We start from the raw sequence: 18,695 nt of genomic DNA on the forward strand, positions 1-18,695 counted from the left end.
AACAACCCGACCGCGATGCGATCAGACAACCGTTCATCCGTCTCCGACTTGACCTGCCCAGGCCGCGGCATGCACACCTCCCGGGCACAGACCCTACCAGCCCACAAACCTTAAGTCACTGGTATTGGGCCTAGACCTCTTCGACCGCTTGGCAACCGATCTAGGCAAACTCGGTATCGCATTGGGCAGAGACGAACTGTCGTTCGACCTCACCGAGATCGCTTCACTGTGTACCAGCATCAACCAGACGACGCGGTCGGCCGACGACTACTTCTCTGTCCCGGATCCAGCACTACAGGCCGACTGGTCGATAACGATCGGCCGCATCATGCGGGTCAGTGCCAACTGCCAGAACGCGATGCACCCGGACAAAGACCGATTCCTGACAGCGGTCACCGAGTTGGCGGTCACTGCGCGCACAGCCGTTCCGCTCCTGGAGAGGATCGGCTCGGAAGCCCTACCGACACCTACCGGATAACGGGCCATTATCTGGTAGCTTGACGGCAACGAGGATCGGCGACCAGCGCGAACTTCTCACCGGTCGGGGCGCGACTTGTGCACGTCATCCGGTAGGTCGATCGGGACAGGGTGTGGTGACGGCGGCGACGGTGACAAGGCTGAAGACCGCACGGCGCACAACCGGCAACATGCCATCGTCGCTTTCCTCGACGCCCCGAAGCTCAAGAGCAACCCGAATACCCTGCACGCCTACGCAGGCGTGCTCGACCGCACGGCCGATCAGCTCGACGCGGACCGCAACTGGGCCGATGTAGCCGACGTAGAGATCGGTGACGCGCTCACCGAACTATGGGGCGAGACAATGCCGGCGACCTGGAACCGCAACCGCTCCGCAGTCGGTTCCTGGCTGGCCTGATGCGCCGACAAGCAACACTGGGCCAGCCCCGCGCTGCCCAGCTCGGCGGAGCGGGCAGCGTGAGAACAACGACGACACCAAGGCCGTGTCTCGTTCCCGGATCGACCGGCTTTGCCGGGCGGCGCGACGTGCCGCTGCGGGAGAAGAGGTTGTGGCGGATGCTGTACGAGTCCGCCAGCCGCGCCGGCGCGGTGCTCGCGCTGAACATCGAGGAGCTGGACCTGCCCAACAAACAAGCCCGGATCGCCGCCAAATGCGGTGACATTATGTGGATCACCTGGGGCACCGACACCGCCCACCTGCTACCGCGCCTGATCGCCGGCCGCGATCACGGCCCGCTGTTCCTGTCCGAACACCGGCCCGGCCCGCACCGCCGCCACCGTGTTGTACGGCGGGTTTCGATAGGCTGCGGATCCGCTCAGTCCTGTGCGCCGACGATCGGAAGCCACGGCACGGCGTTGGGACGGAAACTCTGTCGCTCGGGTATCAAGCCGCTGTGATCATCGAGGCTCATCATCGTCACACCGACCAGGTCCGCGTCACCGTCGTCCTGCGCGGCGACCGAGCTCCCGCAGACACCGCAGAAGCCACGCTGAGAATCGGGGAAGGTGTTGTACCAGACCGGCTCCCCGCCTGGTCCGGTCCACTCGAACCCGTCGCGGGGGAAGTCGACCCACGACATCACCGGGCCACCAGACAATTTCTGACAGTGGGCACAACTACAAATGTGAGGAAAAGTCAGGTTGCCCGATGCCTGATATCTGATGTTGCCACACAAGCAGCCGCCGGAGTGCATGGTGCATATATCCTTTCACGTGATCGTTCGCTGGACGAGAAGGGTGTCCGTGGGCGCCATTCATCAACAGGATCCACGTCCCGCTGGCGACATCCGTGTTCGTCGCTTCAGGCCGCTGTCGATAGTAGATGCAAGCGCCCTCCATCGCGGAGGACACGGATGGATACGCCTCTGTAATTGACAGTAATCAGGACAAATGCCGCCGAGTGCCGGTCGGAGACCGTAGTGGCAGTAGCGTTCCGGGCTCTTGCCGAGCCGATGGTCGATCGTCCTTTTGAAATTGGAGGACCGCGGTGGCGAGCACGATCTGCTCGGCGCGGCGCCGGGATTCTTCTTCGGCTGCTCGTGATTGTTGGAGGGCTTTCTTCAGCCGGGTCACTTCGCCGCGCAGGCGTTTCTCGACTTCCGGGGTCTGGTGGGTTTCAGCTCGGACTCGTGCGTAGAACTCCTCTTTCAGGTCGGCGTGGCGCTTCTGCAAGGCCATCCGGTGGACGTCGGCCTCGACGGCCAAGGAGACCACGGTGAAGCTGCCGTCCGAGCGTTCGGGTCGGCCGGTGAGGAGCCGCTCGATGGCGGCGCGGATCCGGGTTCGCTCGTCGTCGTGATGGTGATTCATGCGACGACCTCGCTGGCGTTGCGCGCCTGGGCGTCGTGTGTGTTTGCGAGGTTGCGGAAGCGAATTGCGTTCAGGCGCAGTCGCTTGCCTGCCGGTTCGGGCAGGTGGGCGGCTCGAAGGTCTAGTGCGTCGGCATACGCTCGTGCGGCGCGGGCGTGGCTGTCGGTGCGGACCGCGTTGCCGCAACCGGCCTGGCACGCGAATTGGTTGGGGGCCGTGGCGTTGGAGTCCGGATCGCACAGTGCCATATCGCGTTTGAACGCGCAGATCAGAAAGCTGTCGGGGTTGTCGAACAGCACCTGTCCGTCTCGGCTGAGGAACTTGGCCGCAGCCTTCGGCGTGGTGAGGGCACCCTCGAAGCGGGGCAACTGGGCGGCGGCGACCAGGGCGCGGCGCGCGGCCGGGCCGGAGATCTTCGCCCCGGCCGCAGTCGCATCGCGAAGGCGCGCGGCCGTATCCGCAGCCGCAAGGGCGGTCTCGACATCGAGTTCACCGTGGAAGCCGCGACGGGCCCGGCTGCCGTAGCCGCTGGCGGTGCGGCCGTCCAGGACGGTGCGCATGTGCCCGTACTGGATTGCCAGCGCCACCAATCCACCCGGCCTTCGGGCGATATGCCAAGCCAAAGTTCTTCTCAGCCGACTCAGGCCGATGTTCCCGAGCGGATCATCCGGGATCCGCTGGTGTGGCAGGCCTCGAGCGACGGCCTCAGTGTTGATCCATCCGATCAGCTGTTCAACCCGTTGGTCCAGGCTCGAGGCTTTCAGTGCCCCGTGTTGCTTGCGTTGGGCCACGACGTCGTGGTGTGTCGAGCTGAACAGTAGTTCGTCCTCGGGGACCATTCGCTCCAGGATGCGGATCGCTTTCACCACCGGGGCTATCGCGACCCAAGGAACGTCGCGTTCCGCGCCGGCAGAGACGTGGTGTCCGTCGATGTCACGAACGTTCTTGTAGTGGTGGGCCCGGATCAGGTGCGGGCCGGTGGACCCGGGTTCGGGATCGGGGCAGCAACCTGATCGCAGGGTCCGGGCCTCCTGCGGCCGCATGCCCGTCAAATACATGATCACGACGGCTGCTGCCGTGGCCAGGTGACGCACCAATGTCGGTGCTTCCTCGAAGTCCAGGTGCTCGCGCCACGGTCGGCCGTCGATCAGGCCGGTCACAGGAATTTGCATCGGGCAGGGGCCTGGTCGTTGTGCTGTGAGTTTGGGCAGTTCGAGTCGGTCGGACAGGTACACGGTCTGGCAGTAGGCGGCGCCGGTGACCGCGGCGATGTAGAGCCGGTTCAGGGTCGTTCCGTGGCCGCGGTGTTCCATCGCGGGCAGGGGATCCTGAGCTTCGATGCGCGGCAAGAGATACCGCTTCAGCGCTTCGAGGGTTTCGGGGGTGGGGTCGGTCGCGTTCACCTGGGCGATCATGCGGCGGCGTTCTGTCCAGGCGGCCAGAATGTCGTGGCCGCAGTTCTCGACAAGCCGGATCGGCCAGGTCAGAAGAGGCCCGATCACGGCCGGATCGACCGGTTCGGTCGTGTTCTCGCCGCCCGCCTCCTTGGTGTCGGCTGGGAGGTAGTCGTCGATGCCGTCGGTCTCCCACGGCGGAGCGATGACTTCTGAAGGCTGGGCAGACAATTGGTCGAATGCCCACAGATCCGTTAGCCAGCGCAGCAGTTTGAGGGCGTGCCCGCGGTGGTTCTGCGCTGCGGTTCGTTCAGCGGCGAAGGCTTTCCAGTGCTCGGTCGTGCACTCACGGAGCCGGTTGACGCCGCGTTGGTGCAGCCATCGCGCCAGTTTCAGCCATTCCAGGATGCAGTTGCGCATGCTCACGACGCCGTCGCGGGCGCGGCCCTGCATGCTGCGGGCCTTCACGTAGCTGGGCCGCAGTTCGCCATTGATGAGCGTCCAGATGATCAGCCGCATCTCCTGCTGTAGAGCCGCGGGGCAATTGCTCCAGATGATCCGGTGGATATGGTGGCCCGGGTTGTCGGTCAGTGGGCCCAGGCTCCACAGGTCGTCGCTGTAGCGGGAGTTCAGGTGGGTGTTGTCCGGGCTGATCCATCGGTCCTGAACAACTGGGCTGTCGGGGCCGGGCATGGGCAGCACGAACGGATCGGCCTCGGTGGCTAGTGCGCTGGTCACGGGGTGAGCTCTCCCTTGAGCAGATGGTCGATGATCGCCCGGTCGCCATCGGTCACACGAGCCAGGGCCGCGTCCCAGGTGACCTCGTTCACCCTGGTGCGCAGATCCACGAGTCGTTGGAAGCAGTCGTCCCACCGCTGCCGCCACAGCTTCTCAGGCCACACCGATCGCATCGACAGCAACTGCTCGTGCAGAAGCGCGAGCCGTGCGTGATGGCCGCTGTGAACGCGGGCGTTGCCGCAGGACAGGCAGAGCAGGAAATCGGCGTTGCACACGCCGTCCGATGTCGCCCAGGGACTGGATGATTCGTCCGCGCAGTCGGCCGTCGCAGTCTCCTGGTGGTCGGGATCCGCAACGGAGGTCAGCCGACCCCGGAACGTGACATCCCGAGCCAGCTGGAGCGCGGCCTGTGCTCCGGCAGCGATGACCTCTTCGGCGGCCTTCTGAACGTTCTTGTCGGGAAGGACATAGACGCTTTCATGGGTGCCGCGGCTGTGCTGCAGCGGTTTTCCCTCCCGGGCCACGGTTGTCCGGCGTGCACGCTGGAACGGGGACCCGATGTTGTGGCTTTTCGCCCAGGTCGTGCCGTCGGACTTGGACACCCCGAAGCACAGCGGCCCGACCGGACGAGGCCGGTCCAGATCCGAATCGACATCGCAGGTGCGGAATTGGCGCGCAACCATCAGCAGATCAGTCCCGGGCACCAGACGCGCGGCCAAGGTTCTGCCGTGCTGCGTGGCCTCGAGCGCCTGGGTGATCAGTCGCCCGGGGGACCCGGGCCCGGAGTCGGTGTAGTTCTCCTCGACGAACCATCGACCCGCCCCCAAGCGCCGCTTCTCGACCAGGACGTTGTAGGTCACCGCGGCCGTCGTCCCTGCAGTGGGCGCGGTGGTCGGCACGGTGAGCCGGTCGAACACCGACAGATTCCAGCCGTACTGGTCGGTCATCAGCACCGCGAGCGCGGTCAGCTCCTGGCGACTCAGAAACAACCTGCCCCAGGTGACGTCCCGGTGCCGACCACCCAGCAGCTTCACGTCATGGGGACGGCCTTTTCCACTTGAGCGAGGGACGTCGCCGGTGTCGGCGATGTGCTCGAGGACTCGGCCGAGTCGCCAATCGCGGCTGCCCTCCTCCAGCCCGCCGGTGCGGAACCGTGACAGCACAGCCGAGTTGGCCCGAATCCGCAACAGAGCCGATCGGAACTGACGCTCAGCCGCTTTCACCACGAGCTCACGGTCGGACCTCGCGTACGACTGCTTTGACGATGTGACGCACCGCGGGGCGCGGCGAGCCAGTTCCTCAGCGACCGGGCCGTGCGACAGGCGCGGATCCCTCTGCAACAAGGTCCGGATCTTCGCAAGCGCCTCGCGGCCACCGGGGGTGGTCTTGTGGTTGTTCCGCCACAGCCGCAACGTAGCCGCGGTCAGGCCGTCCAGATCCGGCGCGGGGTGGTCTTGATTCTTCAGGAACCGAGCGAACGCCCGCAGCGACTGCCAATACGACTCGCCACTGGCGTGGCTGTTCCAGTTCACCGACTGCTCAGCGAAAACCTTTGCGAGAGAACGCTGCATCGGCTCCGGCACCGACATTGTGGCGAAGTCGAAGACCCGCTCGAAACCCTCCTTGTTGATCACGGCGACCAGCAGACCTGCCTCGTCGGTAATCCCTTCCGCCGCCTGGAAATCCGTCGGCGGCACAACCGCCTTGTGCCCCCGCCCGCTCACAACGACATCCCCGCGGCGGGCGCAGCATCGACTAGAATGTCGACATCCTGAATCCCCGCTGTCTCCTTCGCCAGCCGCGCGAACAAGTCGTCGAGACTCGTCGAATCCTCGGCCGCGTGGGGTTCGGTCCCGGCGGTGTCGAACGCCAGGATCGACTCCAGTTGCAGGTGCGTGACCGGGGCGAGATAGTGCTCTTTCGTCGTCTCGACATCCCGGTGTCCGAGTATGGTTTTCACCAGCCACCACGGATCGCCGTAGAGCTGCGCGAAGTCGCGGCGGTCCGACGCGCTCAGCCCATACTTCTTGTCCATCAACTCATTCAGCACGATCAGCATGTAGAGCGCTGTGCTGTGTCGAGCGGAATGTGGAGTCGCGTAAGGGGCCTTGCCGCGGATCTCCGCGATCCGCTCCGCCCGCGGAAGCTCCCGCTCGGCTCTGCTCAACAGCACCTGCTCGCAACGTAGATTCGCCTGCCGAAACACTGCGTTCCACCGGTCCGGCAGCATCGGCATACCCTGCTCGGTCAACCACAACCACGCTGGCTCAGAGCCTCGCGCGCCCTCGATATACAGCCACTGCCGCTCACGCCAGTCCAGCAAGCTCAGCGCACGACTGCCCTCGATCCCGCGCCGGTCGACCCAATGCACTTTCGGTGCCGGTCCCGCTGTGACGTGAGTGATCAGCCGCATGTCAGGCAGCCTCTCGTAACGCCCCTGCTCCTGAGCCCGCTCAATCGTCCACGCGCGTTCGGACTCCGAATAGGCGCCGACCTGACGCAACGCGTCGGTCGAGGCATAGAACGTCCTATCTCGTTTCGATCGTGACAATGCCCGCGGCACCTGCCCATGACAGTACCGGCCGAATCGTGCAGGCCGAGAAGGAATCTCGAACGTCAGCATGCCGCCAGCCTCCTGCCGCCGCAGCCCCGAGCTCAGCATCAAGCCGACGAACGCGGTGTTCCGCAGCTCGGTCCGTGCGTCCCAACCCGGCACCGGCACGCAGTCTCGGCCCAGCCCGCGCAGACCAAGGTCCTGCCAAACCCCCCACGTTCGTGGCGTCAGCCACGAGACGCGAGAGCTCCGTGCATGCGCTGCTCGGTCCTCCCTGCGGCCTACATCGACAGGAAGCGGTGACACCTTCGCCCACCGATACAGTCGAGTGAACGCTGCGGCCTCTCTGTCCCACTTCGCCCCGCCGATCCGATGCGGATTTTTCGGTGAGTCGCAACGAAATTCGCGGTACGCCCTCAGATCAGAGCGTGTGGCCTGCCACCACGGCACACCCCGCCGCCAAAGCCAGGACAGCAAAACCCTGATGTCCGTCGCATAGTTCCTGCGTGTCTCGCGCTGCAATCCTCGAAACTCCTCCGAGAGAACGAATTCCAGAAGATCCATATCTACAACGAAATCGGGTCGGACGAAAACCGGATCACCGGGACGAAGTCCCAACCGGTCCACAGCGGCCGGAAGATCCTGTATCCCCATCACTCCGTCTCGTGGGAGTGGCCCCCACCGGTCCGAATCCGGAACAAACACCAGCCACCACTCGTCCACCCTGCTCCTTCATGAGTCCTTGAACTCACTCAATCATCAGGGAAGCACAGGTGCGGCCAGTTTGCCTCGGCGTCGGCGCGGAACCGGATCTGCCCGCACAGGCAGCCACCTTCATACATCGGCGTTCCCCTCTCTATTCGAAATTCATTGTCAAAAAAGGGATTTCAGCACCAGACCGTGACGGCCAGGCACCGGCCCGGCCAGCTTAGAGCAGCACGCACGGCCGGTCCGGGACGGTGGCAGGTGCGCCGTCGCCCGGATCAGAAAACCGCGGACTGTCGGAACAGCCGGATGTCGCGGACGCCGGTGGCGGCCATGCAGAGCCGTTCGATCCCGATTCCGAGACCGACGCTGTGGGAGGGCACGGCACCGGCGAGGATCGCCTTCTGCACCAGCGACTGTTCGGGGTTGTAGAGGCCGATCGCGCTGGCGCGGCGGATGAACGCTTCGGCGTCTGTCTCGTCCTCGTAGCCGTGGACGACTTCGACGCCGTCGATGAACACCTCGAACCGGTTGAGCACGGCGGCGGTGCCCTCGCGCAGTTTGGCGCAGGGCTCGTTGCCGCCGAGGAGCATGTCGACCAGGAACAGGGCCGTCCCGGCGCTGCGTGGCTCCAGCTCAGCGGCGATGTAGGCGTCGAGCAGGTCGTGCAGCGGTGTATCGGCCGACAAGTCGAGATGGCGTGCGAGGGCGCCGATGTGCCGGTCCAGGGTCTCGCGGGTGAGGTCGACACCGAGGGTTGTGCCGAGGTGTTCGGCGACCGAGATCCGCTGCGCGGCGCCGGGGTGGGCGAGACGAACCAGATTCTCGGCGAGGTCGATCAGGTAGTCGTAGCTCGACTCCGCGGCATACAGGTCGAGCATGGTGAACTCGGGGAGGTGGGTGTGGTCGGCCGGGTCGTTGCGGAAGCAGGCGCCGATCTCGAACACCCGCGGTGTGTGGGCGAGCTGGTAGCGCAACGCCGGGCCGATCATGCTGCGCAGCCACCCGTCGCGGCCGCCCACAGCGGCGCTGGCGCGTTTGCCGGTCAGGTCGTCGGCCTGCCGGAAGGTCGGGGTGGTGACCTCGGCGAACCCCTGGCCGCGCAGTAGGATTCGGATCTTGTACAGGAGATCGGATTTGGCCTCGATGGTCTCCCGCGGAGTCAGCGTTGTCCCGGCTGCGGCGCGGCTCATGCGAAGTAGTCCTCGTGTCCGCCGGCGCGCACCGTGTCGAGGGTGAAGCAGTGGAATCCGCCGCCGAACAGGCGGCGGTGGCGATGCCGGACGGGGATGACGGTCAGACCCTTTTTCTCCAGGGTGCGCATCAAATCCGGGCACAGGCTGTTGACGACGACGGTGTCTTCGTCGACCGAGAGGACGTTGATGTCGATGTAGCGGCTGGTCAGGTTGAAGCCGAAGTCGCTGTAGTCGGGGAAGGCGTCCTCGTCCTGCTCGGGCGGCACGACGATATCCCAGCCGTGCAGCGGTTCGGGCAGCGCGTCGAGGTAGTCGGCGCAGCGCAGCATCAGCAGGCCGGGCCGCAGTGGCACCACGATGGAATCGATGTGGCTGTCGGCGATGGCGTCGAGCCGGTGGAACCGCAGCTCGGGGAAGGCACGCCGCAGCCAGGACAGGCCGAGTTCGTGGTTGGTGTTGGCGACGTTGACCAGGACATCGCGGCCCAGGCGGATGCACTGGGCGCCGTCGAAGACCAGTTCGTGCCCCAGTCCGGGCAGCACGCGGGTGTCGGTGTCGCCGATGACCGCCGACAGGTCGACCGGCTGGCCGTCGAAGAAGCTCGGGTCCAGCGACTGGCGCGCCAGCGCTGGCCGCGGCATCGACATCCACGCTGATCCGGCGTGCAGGTAGCGGTAGAAGTGGGGCTTGAGGTAGTCGTTCTCGAACACCCGGCCCCGGATGTGGGGCGCGGTTTCCACGATGGTGTCACCGAGGATGATCGTCTGGTCGCGCACGTTCAGCGGTGGCGTCTCCCGAGCGGACCACCAGGGTGAGCAGATCACGGTGCGTTCGGTGACCGGCTCGGGACGCAACACCCGCACCCCGGCCTCGGCCAGCGCGGCGCACAAACCTTCCACGTCTTCTTCGAGTTCGTCGACCAGCTGCGGCGGGATCGCCAGCTCCCGGCTCCCGGCAGCCGCGGTGGGAGTGACGTTGTCGAGGTAGAACAGGCGGAAACTCGCATCCGCGTCGTGGGAGGTGTAGCCGTGGGGTTCGCCGACGATCACCTCACGCAACGTGGTGAATTCATCGAAACTGTTGACAGGCAGAGACATTCGGATCCTGTTCGGGTCGTCATCGCGGCGCGGCGTCCGCAGAGTCAGGTGTTGGGCTGGCGTTCAGTGAGCTGGAGGTGGAGCGTGGCCACGATGTCGTCGAGCACGCAGGGGATGTGCGGGGTGGCGCGGCGGCGGAAGAAGTACCCCGAGCACCAGGGCACCTCGTCCCAACGTGGGTAGTGCTCGCGCAGGATGGTGGCGGCTTCGGGCAGCTCCCGCCAGCCGATGTTGGGGAACCAGTGGTGGATCGGGTGGTGCATGTCGTCGTTGTGCCCGCCGAGCAGGTGCCGGGTCAGCGCGTGCGAGGTCCAGCCGCAGGTCTGGCGGATGACGTCGGTGTTGTGGATCAGGCCGGCATGGTTGCCCAGGTCGGTCAGCCAGGTCACGATGGGGCGCACCACGATCAGCGGCAGCGCCCAGTACAGCGCGAAGTCGATGCCATGCCCGAGCGCGGCGGCCGCCGCGGCGCAGGCTGCCCAGGCCGCCCATCGGGTTCCGGCGGCCTTCCAGCTTTCGTCACCGGCCTTGCCTGCCAGGGTGAGGAATCCGTATTTGGGCAGCTGCCACAACGCGTTGCCGATGATCACGTGGGTGACGAACGCCTTCTTGTCCGGCCACGGGGCGTGCGCGCGGCGGGAGACGTAAGAGCGCAGCATCGGATCGTCGGGGCTGCCGAGTTTGGCGTGGTGGACGCGGTGCGACCGCCGATACGGGGTGAACGGTTCCCCGAGCGCGAGGCAGTTCAGGTGCCCGAAGATGGTGTTCGCGCGGCGGGAGCGGGTGAGCTTGGTGTGGATTGCCTCGTGGGTCAAGTTCGACAGGTGCCGTTGCCGGATCCCGATGTAGACCATGCACACCGCGGTCAGGATCGGGTGGCCGACGGTGATGCCGACCGCGGCGGTGACGGCGGCCGCGAGATAGTCCCGGGCCAGATCAAGGGGGCCTTCGGCGCGGCCGCGGGCGCACAGGTCGTCCATGCGCGCGATCAGCTCGGGGCCGAAGGCGCGGCGGACCGGGCCGGATGCTCCTGCAGAGGGGCGTCGGCGGGTGGACTCGCGCGCCGCGATGGTCATGCTCTTCTCCACGCTGAGTTCAGGAACGAGGCCATGGCAGCCGCTGTCGGTGGCGCGTGCGCGAGCTGTGGTCTCGATCGGAGTCGGAAAAGGTGGCGGGGCCACGAGACGAGCTGGCGTCGTGCTGTCGCGTGGCCCCGCGCAGGGTGTTTCTGCCCTGGACGTCAGGAGGCGTCCGGGCGCACCCCGGCCTTGAGGGCATCCGGCCGAACACCGGCCTTGAGGGCGGCATCGGGGCGGACACCGGCCTTGAGGGCGGCATCGGGCCGGACACCGGCCTTGAGTGCGTCGGGGCGGACACCGCTCTTGAGCATCGGCGACATGGTGATCTTCTCCTTCTTTTCGGTGGGTTACTGCGGGGATCAGGGGAGGGTGGCGGCGCGGTCGGTCAGCTGCGACCACCACGCGATCATGCCCTCGAGGATCTGGAGCCAGCCGTCGACGATCTGCGGCAGGTCCAGGCCGAACAGCTGGTACTCGCGGATGAAGCGGGCGATGCCTTCGATGTGGGCGGCCTCGACGCTGAGACCATCCACGGCCGCGGCTTCGTGGCCCTCGTCCAGGTGCAGCGAGTAGTAGTAGTCCAGGTTCTGCAGTTCCGCTTCGGCGCCGACGGTGAGTTCGGCGTAACGGTCGGTGATGGCGCGCAGCAGCTCGGTTTCGTCGATCGCCACGCCCTCGGTGGCGTAGTAGCCGCCGCAGATGCGGCTCACCGACGAGCCGATGACCAGCCAGTCGTGCAGCGACACCAGGGTCAGCGTTTCCGGCGCGGGCAGGTGCCCGTTGACCAGCAGTCCCAGATCGGCCAGCAGCGCCCCGGAGTAGAGCGTGTAGTGCGCGGGCACCTTGCCCCGCTCTCCGCCCTCCTCGAGGTGGTTGCGGCGGAACTCGTGCGCCAGCTCCATGCACCCGCCCTGCACCGTGTCGGCGGCCTGGCGCAGGAAATCGGAGTTGTAGCGCGCGAACACCGACAGCTCCCGGATATAGAGCGCCGCTTGGTCCTGCGTCAGCGTCGCGGGTGACACCGCGGCGGTGATCTGCTCATAGAGTGCCGCGACCATCGGCGCCATGTGCGTGTCGACCAGGTCGTTGCCGCTGACTTCGGGCTTGTTGAGCAGGACGCTGGTGATGGCGGCCTTGGTGTCGGGGTGCTCGTCGAGGTAGCGCTTGACCATCGAGGTGGTCATGCCGACTCCTCGGCGTTGGGGTCGGTGAGGACCTGGATGCCGCCGGTTTCGAGCAGCAGCGCCAACGCGTCCCCTCCGAGTTCGGAGGTGATGCGCACGGTGTGACCGTCGGCCAGCGACGCCAGCGCGGTGCCCCAGGCGGGCGACTCCGGCACGCGCAGCACCAGACCGCGGACCGTGACACCGATGTGCAGGTGCTCGTCGATGTCCGGATCGGCGTGCAGCGTGTACGGCGGTGCGACGCGCAGGTGGGTGCCGCCGGCGGCGAGCGCGGCCGCGGCCTCGCGCGCCGCGTCGGCTCGGGCGAGGTCGTGTTGGGCGGCCTCCCAGCCGCCGTTGCTGCGCAGAGTGCGCCACCGGGCCGCGACCAATTCGGCGATCTTGGGCCCCAGCTGCTCGGAGACGGTGGTGAGCATGTCGGTGGCCGCCGACGTGAGGGCGGCAGCGACCGGCCCCGGGCCTGCGGTCAGCGGATGCATCGGCGAGGGGGTCTCGTCGGCGGCGTCGATGGTGGCGGCGGACTCGAGCACTTCGGGCAGAAGCGACAGGGCCAGCATGCGCGTGTCGGAGTAGGTGTAGAGCGGGATCGCCACCGAGATCGAGAATCCGTCCTGGACTCCGACGTGAAACACCCGCCGCGGCAGGAACAGCACATCACCGGGTTCGAGGTCGTGGCGCTCGCCGCGCGCGAGCAGCGCGGTGTAGTCCCCGAAGGTCGGTGCCTGGCCGCCGGTCAATTCCTTGTACAGCTCACCGGACCAGGTGTAGAAGTGCTTGGTGCCGGGGCCGAGGTGGACCAAGAAGGCGTCCTCGTAGCCCTCGTGGACGCCGAACGCCGTACCCGCGTAGTTCCCGGCGAAGGCGACCTGTTCGCTGCCGCCGATCGGCACGCCCCATCCGGCGTGCGCGGATCCGATCAGCTCACCGAGCACCGTGGCCAGCTTCTGGGAGGTGGTCTCGAGGTTGTTGATCACCAGCGAGAACCGTTCGGCGCCGGTGAGATTCTGCATCCAGGCGACGAATTCCTCATCGGACCACGGCGCCGACAGCACGGTGTCGATCACCTCGTCGCGACGCTCCTCGCCGACGTAGACACGGATGCGGGCGCTGGTGGGCTCGCCGTGCGCGGCCGCGCGGCGCAGCCTGCGCAGTCCGTCGAACACGTCGTCAGGGCCGAGCCGATCGGCCGGCACGATGCCCTTGAACAGGTACGGCGCGACCGCACCATCGGTCTTAGCCGGGAACCTGGTCGACCAGAACTCCGGTGACGGCGGCCAAGTGATCACAGGATCCGCGGCGGTGGTCATGACGTCAGCTCCGTCGCGGGTGAGGACATACAGATGGTCAAGGTCTCTCCTCTCCTGCTGCGCAGCCCCGCGGGATCAGCGGCCGGAGCCTGCTGTGCGGGCTGCGACAGACGAACGTCTCAATGCCCCGCCGTCCGAGACCGTGTCCCGCTGCGACGTACGAGAAGTGTTGGCGCTCAACGGGTCCAGTCGCATCGCCGAAGAGGTCCGATCCAGTCCGTTTCTGTCCTATCTCGTCCACTGGACTGCCAGTGTCGATAGGATCGTTCGCTAGTTCGACAGCTCGACACCTGAAAAAGGGGACGTGATTGGGGACCGTGCTCAAGATGCTGCTCGACGAGCGGCATCTGGCAAGCCATAAGGATTTCTGCGCCGAATACCGCAAACACGCCGCCGAACTCGATAGCGCGGCGGCGCGGGCAGACGCACCGTCTCGAGCCCAGTTCTATAACTGGATGTCGGGTGAGATGAAGGGCCTGCCGCAGAACCATCACCGCAGAGTCCTCGCCCGCATGTTCCCCGGATGGTCTATCCACGCCCTGTTTTCGATGGCCAACGCGGCGGCCGCCAGCCCGCACCCGGCACATGATGACCCAGTCGACGACGGGCTGGGCGCGTTCCTGGGCGCGGAGATGGTCGATCGTGGCGTCACTCTGGTGGTGCCCAGTTTCGAGCTGGCCACGAGTTCGGTCGAAGCGCTCGCGGCCGCCGGCATTCCGCGTCAGCACATCTTCAGTAAGCGGGCGAGCGTGTTCAACGCCGCACACCGCATCGACGTACCGATCGCGCTGGCCGAAAACGATGTCCGCGGGATGCTGCACGTGATGGCGATGGTCCAGCACCACGACGGCATTGCCGTCGATATCCAGAGTGATCGCGATGTCGTCTCGTCACCGGACCGCCCCTATGTCTCCTTCGGGCTCAGCTCCAACGACTGCACCCACATGTATCTCGAGACCACCCGAGATCCGCTGTTCACCATCAAGGACAACCCGCCCTCGGCCGGGGGATATCTCGAGTACCTGGAACTGGCCGACGGCAACTCCTACAGCTCCGATGACAACCGCAACATCGGACTGATCGCCCGCGTGCGCCCCGCGCCCCAGCTGCACCCGGACCGATACTGGTTCTTCTGCGCAGGGCTCGGCCCCTATGGCACGACCGGCGCCAGCTGGTACCTGGCCAAGCACTGGGCCGGTCTCCAAGACCAGGCGGCCGACCGAGAATTCGCGGCCGTCGTCACCGTACGAACCTACTCCGAGCAGACCGCCGCGCTCGAACACCTGCTGACCCGCTGACCCGAAGGGAGCCCTGGTGCCCGAAGCGCTGTTCGTGGGCCTGTCCACCCTCGATATCGCCTACGCCGTCGACCGATATCCCGGCGAGGACACGAAAACCCAAGCAAACGACCAGTTCCTCGGCGCCGGCGGACCAGCCGCCAACGCCGCAGTGGCCTGCGCGATCGTGTCGGGCCGGCCCGCGACGCTGATCACCGCGCTCGGCCGCCACCCGCTCACCGATCTTGTACGCCACGATTTGACCGGCCAGCACGTCACCGTGGTCGACGTAACGCCCGAGAGCAGCACCAAGCCGCCGGTGTCCTCGATCGTGGTTGCGCTCGAGGCCGGCTCACGCACGATCGTCGGCCTCGACGCGGCACGAATTCAGGCGCCCTACACCGCCGACCTCGCCGAACACGTCGAGAATGCCTCGACCGTCTTGGTCGACGGTCACCACCCCGAGCTGGCAATGGGCATCGCGCGCAGGGCGAACGCCCTCGGCGTGCCGGTCGTGCTCGACGCCGGACGCTGGAAACCGATCCACGATCAGCTGCTGCCGCTAACCGAGATCGCGATCTGCTCGAAGGCATTCTCCCCGCCCGACTTTCACGGCGACGGACCAGCGCTGGTCGACTACCTGCGTTCGGCGGGACCGAAACATGCTGCGGTGACACAGGGACCGGACCCGATCCTGTTCGCCTCGGACGGCCAGCACGGCAGCGTCGAGATCACCCCGGTCACAGAGGCCGCCGACACACTCGGCGCCGGTGACATCCTGCACGGCGCCTTCTGCGCCTACTACGGCCAGAGCCGGGACTTCCTCGATGCACTGACCCGCGCATCCGCGGTATCGACGCTGTCGTGCCGCAGCTTCGGAACGCGCAACTGGGCTAACGATCTGCCCTGATGACGATGTAGCGCCCGCCGTTCTCGCGCAGCACGGCATCGGCGTGGCCGCGTGTGTCCGCGATCAGGCGGGCGTTCGGCATGTCGCTGTCAGTGATCTTGGCCTTCGCCTGCTCGATCGTCTTCCCACCGAGCAGATGCCGGTCGGTCAATCTCTGCTCGATGACGTGGTCCTCGGCATCGAGGTACCACACCTCATCGAGCTGGGCGCGGACCTCGGACCAGCCGGGCTGATCGAGGAGCAGGTAATTGCCCTCCACGACCGCCAGGCGCTGCGCGGCGAAGGTGATGGCGTCGGGAACCGGGTCGTGCAGGCCGCGATCGTAGATCGGCCACGGGACGCGCTGCCCCAACGGCGCCTCGCGCAGCAGTTTCAGGCGCTCGACGAATCCGGCAACGTCGAAGGTGTCGGACTGGCCTTTGCGGTGGCGAGCACCGACCGCGTCGAGCTCGGCGGAGGTCTTGTGGAATCCGTCCATAGGGGCGATCTCGGCAGATACGGCGTGCTCGGTCCGGACGGCCGCGGCGAGGTTCTGCGACAACGTCGACTTGCCGGCCGCAGGCGGCCCCGCGATCCCGAGAACGTACCGCCGCCCGTTCGGCATGCGGGCGACCACATCGGCCGCGAGCTCAGTCACGGCGAGTTCGGAGCCTGAACTCATCTCGGATTCCTTTAAACGAGAACCAGATCGGTGCGACCACGGTACCAACCGGGCAGCGGGCCAGGCCGGTGAACTCCGCCGCCTGCGTCTCACGAGGCCAACCGATCCCGAGGAGAACAGGTGTCCGCCGACCGGGCGCCAGCGCGTCACCGTCGGCCGGGTCGTCGAAATCGCGCCGGATAGGCCGACCAGCAACTGCTATCGCTATCGACCAAACCGCTGGCCGGAGCCTGAGCCGCCATGCCGCCCACGTCGGCGGCAGCATTGAAGACCGTAGGGTCATCGACCGTCGCAGGTGTTGTTCTCACCTGCTCAGATCGACATCACAGGCGAGGATACGTGGGCTCCGCCGCCGGAACGAGTCGACATGGTCAGAAACAACAGTGCCCGCAACCGCAGCGGTGGGAACGCGCGGTGGTGCGGCCGCCGAGCAGGCGGTTCCGGGCTCGCCTGTGGCATGAGACCGCAAGCGCAGAAGGCTTTTCGAGCGGATACACGGCAGGCAGCCTGCCACGCCCGTTTTCGGGGCAGGCCTCGCTGTAGTGGACGGGGAAGTCACCGGGGCACAGTGGGCACCAGCGGCCGCGGCCGAGACGCACGAACGTTGAGTGGTCCCGGGGCGGTGGCAGACTTGAGCGCATTGTCTCGGCCGATCATGGGAAGGCGGCAGCGTTGCGGGTAGCGATCGCAGGTGGTGGTACCGGTGGGCACGTGTTTCCCGCGCTCGCTGTGGCGCGAGAGCTGCGCGCTGGGGACGACCCGGTGCAGGTGCTGTGGCTCGGGCAGGCGGATTCGCTCGAGCAGCGGACCGCGGCCGCCGATGGCATCGACTTCACCCCGGTCGCTGTAGGCAAGCTGCGTCGTGAACGCAACCCGATGCGGATGCTCAACCGCGCCAACATCACCGACATGGCGCGCGTGCCGGTCGGGATAGCCCAGGCCATGCGGCGGCTGCGCGCCTTCGCCCCCCACGTCGTGTTGACCACCGGCGGGTACGTGGCCGTTCCCGTCGGCGTGGCCGCTGGCCTCCTGCGCATTCCGCTGGTCACCCACGAGCAGACCATCGGGCTCGGCCTGGCCAACAGAGTGCTGGCGCGAGCCGCGACCGCCGTGGCGGTGACATCGGAGGCGACCGTCGCGGTACTGCCGCCGCGCGCAGCCGCGCGCGCGGTGGTCACCGGCAACCCGGTCCGCGAGTCCGTGCTCGCCGGCAGCGGCCCTGCTGCGCTGGAGCGGTTCGGCCGCGGCTTCGACCACCGGCTGCCGACCGTACTGGTCACCGGCGGCGCCCAAGGCGCCCACCAGATCAACACCGCCGTCGCTGAAACGCTCGAGGCACTGCTGGCCCACGCCAACGTGATCCACCAGGCCGGTGCCGCGGATCTGTCGGCGTTGCAGGACACGGCAGCGGCGCTGCCCGGCGAGCTGGCCGGACGCTACAGCGTCGTCGACTTCGTCGACGGCGCGGGGATGGCCGATGCGCTGGCGTTGGCCGAGGTTGTGGTGTGCCGTGCCGGGGCCGGCACGATCGCCGAGCTGACCGCGCTGGGCAAAGCCGCGGTGCTGATCCCGCTGGCGTCCTCTGCCGGTGGCGAGCAGGCGCGGGCGGCGCGGTTGCTCGAGCAGGCCGGGGCCGCGATCACGGTGTCGGGCACGGTGACCGGGCAGACCGTGAGCGCGGCGGTCAACGGACTACTGGCCGATCCGGACGCCCGCGCCCGGTTGGGCAAGGCCGCCCGCGAGCTGGGGCGCCCAGATGCCGGAACGCGGCTGGCCGGACTCGTGCGCGCCGTCGCCGCGCGAGAACCGATCAGCTAGCCGCAGGGGCGAGCGCGGCGGCCAGCGCGGCGACGACAGTGGTGACGTCGACCTCGGTCATCGCGGGGTGAAACGGCAGCGACAACAGCCGCGGCGCGCTGGCCTCGGTATCGGGCAGGCGGCGATGCCAGCGCTCGAAGGCGGGCTGAGTGTGGTTGGGCGGGTAGTGAACCCCGACCCCGATGCCCGCCGCCTTCATCCGCGCGAACACCCCGTCGCGGTCGTCGACGCGCACGACCAGGTTGAACGGCACCGTGTTGTCGATATCGACGTCGACGAGCTCCACGCGCTCGAGCGCGGCGAGCTCGCGGGCATAGTTGCGCCACAGGGCCGTTCGTAGGGCCGCGACATGGTCGAAGTTGGCTAGTGCCTTGTCCAAGTAGGTTGCCTCGGTAACCGGGTGTCGGGTTGATCGTGGACCTGTTGCCGGTGATGCTGCCGGTGGAGGTGGTGCCGGTGGCCCGGAAGCCGGAAGTGTTTGTGCGAGCG

19 protein-coding genes are annotated in these 18,695 nt (G+C 66.9%); 6 read left to right on the plus strand and 13 right to left on the minus strand.

Annotated elements, in window-relative coordinates:
- The first annotated feature begins 148 nt into the window (after nucleotides 1–148).
- From IU459_RS35190 to IU459_RS35200, 3 genes are all read left to right on the plus strand, one after another.
- Complete coding sequence (locus IU459_RS35190) at nucleotides 149–478, plus strand: hypothetical protein (RefSeq protein WP_195133923.1); 330 nt, start codon at nucleotides 149–151, stop codon at nucleotides 476–478.
- A gap of 75 nt (nucleotides 479–553) precedes the next feature.
- On the plus strand, nucleotides 554–874 hold the full coding sequence (locus IU459_RS35195) for a hypothetical protein (RefSeq protein WP_195133924.1): 321 nt from the start codon (nucleotides 554–556) through the stop codon (nucleotides 872–874).
- A gap of 158 nt (nucleotides 875–1,032) precedes the next feature.
- A complete protein-coding gene (locus IU459_RS35200; RefSeq protein WP_195133925.1) occupies nucleotides 1,033–1,374 on the plus strand; it encodes a hypothetical protein in 342 nt (113 codons plus the stop codon).
- Here IU459_RS35200 and IU459_RS35205 read toward each other — a convergent pair.
- From IU459_RS35205 to IU459_RS35255, 11 genes are all read right to left on the minus strand, one after another.
- Nucleotides 1,293–1,670, minus strand: coding sequence for a GFA family protein (locus IU459_RS35205; RefSeq protein WP_195133926.1), 378 nt, complete (start codon nucleotides 1,668–1,670; stop codon nucleotides 1,293–1,295). The two genes, IU459_RS35200 and IU459_RS35205, sit on opposite strands and share 82 nt — an antisense overlap.
- Before the next feature lie 187 nt (nucleotides 1,671–1,857).
- Nucleotides 1,858–2,286 (minus strand): hypothetical protein, encoded by a 429-nt coding sequence (locus tag IU459_RS35210; RefSeq protein ID WP_195133927.1) that lies wholly within the window; start codon nucleotides 2,284–2,286, stop codon nucleotides 1,858–1,860.
- Nucleotides 2,283–4,418 (minus strand): integrase, encoded by a 2,136-nt coding sequence (locus IU459_RS35215; RefSeq protein WP_195133928.1) that lies wholly within the window; start codon nucleotides 4,416–4,418, stop codon nucleotides 2,283–2,285. The genes IU459_RS35210 and IU459_RS35215 overlap by 4 nt, the downstream gene beginning before the upstream one ends.
- The gene (locus IU459_RS35220) at nucleotides 4,415–6,142 is read right to left on the minus strand and encodes a hypothetical protein (protein WP_195133929.1); all 1,728 of its coding nucleotides are present in this window, start codon (nucleotides 6,140–6,142) and stop codon (nucleotides 4,415–4,417) included. Before IU459_RS35220 ends, IU459_RS35215 begins: the two co-directional genes overlap by 4 nt.
- A complete protein-coding gene (locus IU459_RS39000; protein ID WP_228838955.1) occupies nucleotides 6,139–7,041 on the minus strand; it encodes a hypothetical protein in 903 nt (300 codons plus the stop codon). Before IU459_RS39000 ends, IU459_RS35220 begins: the two co-directional genes overlap by 4 nt.
- A gap of 914 nt (nucleotides 7,042–7,955) precedes the next feature.
- Entirely contained in the window at nucleotides 7,956–8,870 is a 915-nt protein-coding gene (locus IU459_RS35230) for an amino acid--tRNA ligase-related protein (protein ID WP_195133930.1), read from the minus strand.
- Nucleotides 8,867–9,970 carry an inosamine-phosphate amidinotransferase 1 gene (locus IU459_RS35235; protein ID WP_228838956.1) on the minus strand — a complete coding sequence of 368 codons (1,104 nt, stop codon included), beginning with the start codon at nucleotides 9,968–9,970 and terminating at the stop codon, nucleotides 8,867–8,869. Before IU459_RS35235 ends, IU459_RS35230 begins: the two co-directional genes overlap by 4 nt.
- A gap of 44 nt (nucleotides 9,971–10,014) precedes the next feature.
- The gene (locus tag IU459_RS35240; RefSeq protein ID WP_228838957.1) at nucleotides 10,015–11,046 is read right to left on the minus strand and encodes a fatty acid desaturase family protein; all 1,032 of its coding nucleotides are present in this window, start codon (nucleotides 11,044–11,046) and stop codon (nucleotides 10,015–10,017) included.
- A 164-nt stretch (nucleotides 11,047–11,210) separates the two neighbouring features.
- On the minus strand, nucleotides 11,211–11,360 hold the full coding sequence (locus IU459_RS35245; protein ID WP_195133941.1) for a hypothetical protein: 150 nt from the start codon (nucleotides 11,358–11,360) through the stop codon (nucleotides 11,211–11,213).
- Between the two features lie 48 nt (nucleotides 11,361–11,408).
- Nucleotides 11,409–12,233, minus strand: a complete 825-nt coding sequence (locus tag IU459_RS35250; protein WP_195133931.1) for a DUF3865 domain-containing protein — start codon at nucleotides 12,231–12,233, stop codon at nucleotides 11,409–11,411.
- The gene (locus tag IU459_RS35255; RefSeq protein WP_195133932.1) at nucleotides 12,230–13,540 is read right to left on the minus strand and encodes a JmjC domain-containing protein; all 1,311 of its coding nucleotides are present in this window, start codon (nucleotides 13,538–13,540) and stop codon (nucleotides 12,230–12,232) included. Before IU459_RS35255 ends, IU459_RS35250 begins: the two co-directional genes overlap by 4 nt.
- Before the next feature lie 308 nt (nucleotides 13,541–13,848).
- Here IU459_RS35255 and IU459_RS35260 point away from each other — a divergent pair, with 308 nt between their 5' ends.
- Entirely contained in the window at nucleotides 13,849–14,838 is a 990-nt protein-coding gene (locus IU459_RS35260; RefSeq protein WP_195133933.1) for a hypothetical protein, read from the plus strand.
- 16 nt (nucleotides 14,839–14,854) lie between these two features.
- The gene (locus IU459_RS35265; protein WP_195133934.1) at nucleotides 14,855–15,727 is read left to right on the plus strand and encodes a PfkB family carbohydrate kinase; all 873 of its coding nucleotides are present in this window, start codon (nucleotides 14,855–14,857) and stop codon (nucleotides 15,725–15,727) included.
- Here the strand turns inward: IU459_RS35265 and IU459_RS35270 are convergent.
- Nucleotides 15,711–16,388, minus strand: a complete 678-nt coding sequence (locus IU459_RS35270; protein WP_195133935.1) for a nucleoside/nucleotide kinase family protein — start codon at nucleotides 16,386–16,388, stop codon at nucleotides 15,711–15,713. The two genes, IU459_RS35265 and IU459_RS35270, sit on opposite strands and share 17 nt — an antisense overlap.
- Before the next feature lie 672 nt (nucleotides 16,389–17,060).
- On the opposite strand from IU459_RS35270, the gene IU459_RS35275 reads away from it, so the two are divergent.
- On the plus strand, nucleotides 17,061–18,206 hold the full coding sequence (locus IU459_RS35275) for a UDP-N-acetylglucosamine--N-acetylmuramyl-(pentapeptide) pyrophosphoryl-undecaprenol N-acetylglucosamine transferase (RefSeq protein WP_195133936.1): 1,146 nt from the start codon (nucleotides 17,061–17,063) through the stop codon (nucleotides 18,204–18,206).
- Here the strand turns inward: IU459_RS35275 and IU459_RS35280 are convergent.
- On the minus strand, nucleotides 18,199–18,585 hold the full coding sequence (locus tag IU459_RS35280) for a DegT/DnrJ/EryC1/StrS family aminotransferase (RefSeq protein ID WP_228838958.1): 387 nt from the start codon (nucleotides 18,583–18,585) through the stop codon (nucleotides 18,199–18,201). The genes IU459_RS35275 and IU459_RS35280 overlap by 8 nt on opposite strands.
- Between the last annotated feature and the right edge of the window lie 110 nt (nucleotides 18,586–18,695).

The sequence above is a fragment of the Nocardia amamiensis genome (assembly GCF_015477605.1).
GTDB classification, from domain to species: domain Bacteria; phylum Actinomycetota; class Actinomycetes; order Mycobacteriales; family Mycobacteriaceae; genus Nocardia; species Nocardia amamiensis_A.